Source organism: Salinivibrio sp. MA427, assembly GCF_001996115.1.
Classification (GTDB): Bacteria; Pseudomonadota; Gammaproteobacteria; order Enterobacterales; family Vibrionaceae; genus Salinivibrio; species Salinivibrio costicola.
Map to the genome: position 1 here is coordinate 1 of NZ_MUFH01000281.1, position 3,160 is coordinate 3,160.

Below are 3,160 nucleotides of genomic sequence, written 5' to 3' on the forward strand. Positions count from 1 at the left end.
AATCTCTTTATCAACGACAAAGACATGGCCATCACCAACACCCATTACCAGTTTGCGATTAATTACACGCTTCATATGAATCTCATAACGAACGCGTTTAGCAGTAGGGAGAACTTGGCCTGTGAATTTTACTTCGCCAACCCCGAGGGCTCGGCCTTTGCCTTCGCCACCGATCCAGCCTAAGAAAAAGCCAACTAGCTGCCACATCGCATCCAAACCCAGACAACCAGGCATAACAGGGTCACCAGGGAAATGACAATCGAAAAACCATAGATCGGGATTGATATCCAATTCAGCGACAATTATGCCTTTATCAAAGTCACCGCCTTGATCGGTAATGTTGGTGATACGGTCCATCATCAACATGTTAGGGGCAGGAAGCTGTGGACGTCCTGGACCAAAAAGCTCACCTTGGCTCGATGCGAGTAGATCATCGCGATTATAGGAATTTTGGCGTTTCATTATATCTAAACTGCTCCTTATTCAATTGCGAGCAGTTTAGCGTACACGTGTACGCCAAACAACTCGGATCAGTACTGGCCAAACCAGTTTTTTACGCGTTTAAACAAACTGTTGCAGCTTTGTTTTTCATCAGTATGAAAATGATTTATTCGATTAGATATTTTTCTTAGTAATGTCTCGTCTTCTTCTCCTGAGAATGGGAGACCCGTCACAAGAGGTAGAGCCTGCTCGACATCATCTACCGCCCAAATATGAAACTGTCCGGCTTTAATGGCTTCAACGACATCATTGCGTAAACAAAGGGATGATAGATTCGTTTTCGGCAACACCACACCTTGCTGGCCAGTTAATCCTCGGTGTGCGCAAACTTGATAGTATCCCTCAATTTTTTCGTTGATTCCGCCAACGGCCTGAACGCGGCCAAATTGATCGACGGCTCCCGTTATCGCAATGGCTTGATTAATCGGTTGTTGAGAAAGGGCGCTGACAAAAGCACACAGTTCGGCTAATGACGCACTGTCTCCATCGACCTCGCTATAAGATTGCTCAAACACAATGGATGCCGAGTAAGGCAAGGGATCATCAAGATTTAAAGCCACGCTCACAAAGGCTTGCATAATCATCATTCCTTTGGCGTGAATATTGCCGGCTAATTCCGCCTTGCGCTCAACATCGGCAATATCACCGTCGCCAGAGTGAACCACACATGATATCCGAGCTGGCTCGCCGTAGCTCAATGGATGACCGGGCACCTCAATCACAGTGAGACCATTGATTTGACCAATATGTTCACCGCGAGTATCAATAAAAACTTGTCCTTTGTGTATGTCTTCAATGGCACGCTCTGGCAAATACGCAGCTCGCTGATAACGGCGCGTAATGGCCGCATCAATCGCATTGCCGTCTAATACCTCATCGACCGTCATCAGTGATTCAGCCAATAATTGATGATACCAAATAGGACAAAGTGGCATACGTAACTGATCTTCACTTTCTCGTGCACCCGCTTGGAGTAAACGCACCAGCGCGGAGTCGGAGACACTTAAAGCGGTCAGTGTGGTGACAATACCTTTTAACCAAGAAAAGTAGGGCGTGATATTACTTGCGTTGAGCTCAATGTCTTGTTCATACTCAGCATAAGCAGATAAGCCATCGTAAAGGTCAGGCTCGTTGGTTTCAAAATCGGCCAGCCACTGCCTATCGCCAACCAATACCAGTCGAACATCAAGGCTTTCATCGGGTAATTCGGTTATTTGATCGGGACGCGCTGTTTGCCAAGCCAGATTACCTGTCGATAAAAATTGCTTCAGACGCACCCAAACACGAGGTTGTTGCAAAATATCGGCAACTTTTAAAATTAAAACGCCACCGTTGGCTTGATGGAGTAAGCCCGATTTTTTTTGTGACGCTGTCACATTTTTATTATTATTATAAGCAAACCCGAATAGCGTCGACTCTGTAACGGCCTCACCAATTAAAACAGGCGAACTCGGGCATTTTGCGACTAGCTCATCCCGATATGCATTAAGATAGTGTGGAAGATCAGCAGACATGACGGTCAGGCAACGTGTCGGGCACGAAGATGACATCAACCACTGCAGAGCCTGGGTTAAACGTGACTGCAGCGACAGTAGCGTGGCGGCCTCTAAATACTCAAACTGTGCGATATCTGGGGAAAACTGAGAATAATGTGGTTTGGCATCACGCCAATCAACTTCATGCATGTCTATGATTACTGACTAAGATTAGAATGGTTAAAGCATAAAGGATAACACACTACGGTAATAAAATGGCGCCATAACGAAGGGATAAATAACCAACGAGTAGGGTGCGTATCTAGGTGTGTGATAATTGAACAGGCAGCGAGTTAGTGTTACGCTGTCACTCATTGGCGTGACTGAAGCTTGGCATATGAAATATCAACAACTCGAAAACCTTGAAGCAGGCTGGAAATGGGCCTATTTGGTAAAAAAATGGAAAGATGGTGACGCTGTCACAAAATACATCGACGCAGACGAGGCAAATACTGCCGTTAATGCGTTGCTGGCCCTTGAGCATGAACCCACGCGAGTTGAACAGTGGATTGACAAGCACATGGCGCCATCATTAGATAAAAAACTCAAACAAGCCATTCGTGCCAAGCGAAAACGCCACTTTAATGCTGAGCAAGAGCAAACGCGTAAAAAGTCGATCGATTTAGACTATCGCGTATGGGAAAAGCTGTCGCAAAAGGCCCATGAGCTTGATGCGACCTTGTCTGACACGATTGAATATTTGTTGTCTGAGGCTAACCGCTCAGAAAGTGCCAATAAGCAAGTGGATACGCTAAAGCAAGATCTTAGCAACTTGCTGGATATGTAAAACCTTTTATCAATAAGTGAGCATGCAGTATGGGCTACTTTTTACTGATTTCTTTTGCCATATTTCTCGCATTTATGTTGATCGACCGGCCATTGCTGGTGATAGCATTTAAGGATGGCCAATTAGTGCGTCATAAAGGAAAAGTACCGAAAGGTTTTTTACATGATTGCCAAGATATCGCTAAACGTCATCCGTTTACGGGGACAGTAAAGGTATATAGCAATCGGTTTAAGCCCGCAAAAGTCGTGCTGTCGCGCAGTATTGATCATCGTACTCAGCAACGAATTAAAAATGTGTTCCCGCATCAGTCATTTAAATAATCACAATGCACACATTG

4 protein-coding genes are annotated in these 3,160 nt (G+C 45.2%); 2 read left to right on the forward strand and 2 right to left on the reverse strand.

All coding sequences use genetic code 11. The annotated features are described in order from the left end of the window. A partial coding sequence (gene fabA / locus BZG79_RS13245; protein WP_108743302.1) for a bifunctional 3-hydroxydecanoyl-ACP dehydratase/trans-2-decenoyl-ACP isomerase occupies window positions 1–465 on the reverse strand: 465 nt, incomplete at its 3' end. A gap of 65 nt (window positions 466–530) precedes the next feature. Beyond that, window positions 531–2,186, reverse strand: a complete 1,656-nt coding sequence (locus tag BZG79_RS13250) for a Lon protease family protein (RefSeq protein WP_077774639.1) — start codon at window positions 2,184–2,186, stop codon at window positions 531–533. A gap of 187 nt (window positions 2,187–2,373) precedes the next feature. Here BZG79_RS13250 and matP point away from each other — a divergent pair, with 187 nt between their 5' ends. Continuing rightward, on the forward strand, window positions 2,374–2,823 hold the full coding sequence (gene matP / locus BZG79_RS13255; RefSeq protein ID WP_077460551.1) for a macrodomain Ter protein MatP: 450 nt from the start codon (window positions 2,374–2,376) through the stop codon (window positions 2,821–2,823). A gap of 29 nt (window positions 2,824–2,852) precedes the next feature. Further along, window positions 2,853–3,143: a DUF3634 family protein gene (locus tag BZG79_RS13260; RefSeq protein WP_021023215.1), complete on the forward strand. Its 291-nt coding sequence runs from the start codon at window positions 2,853–2,855 to the stop codon at window positions 3,141–3,143. The last annotated feature ends 17 nt before the right edge of the window (window positions 3,144–3,160 follow it).

Excerpts from the sequence above, each read along its gene's own strand:
- BZG79_RS13250 (WP_077774639.1), bottom strand. The coding sequence starts at position 2,186 with ATGCATGAAGTTGATTGGCGTGATGCCAAACCACATTATTCTCAGTTT.
- matP (WP_077460551.1), top strand. The coding sequence starts at position 2,374 with ATGAAATATCAACAACTCGAAAACCTTGAAGCAGGCTGGAAATGGGCC.
- BZG79_RS13260 (WP_021023215.1), top strand. The coding sequence starts at position 2,853 with ATGGGCTACTTTTTACTGATTTCTTTTGCCATATTTCTCGCATTTATG.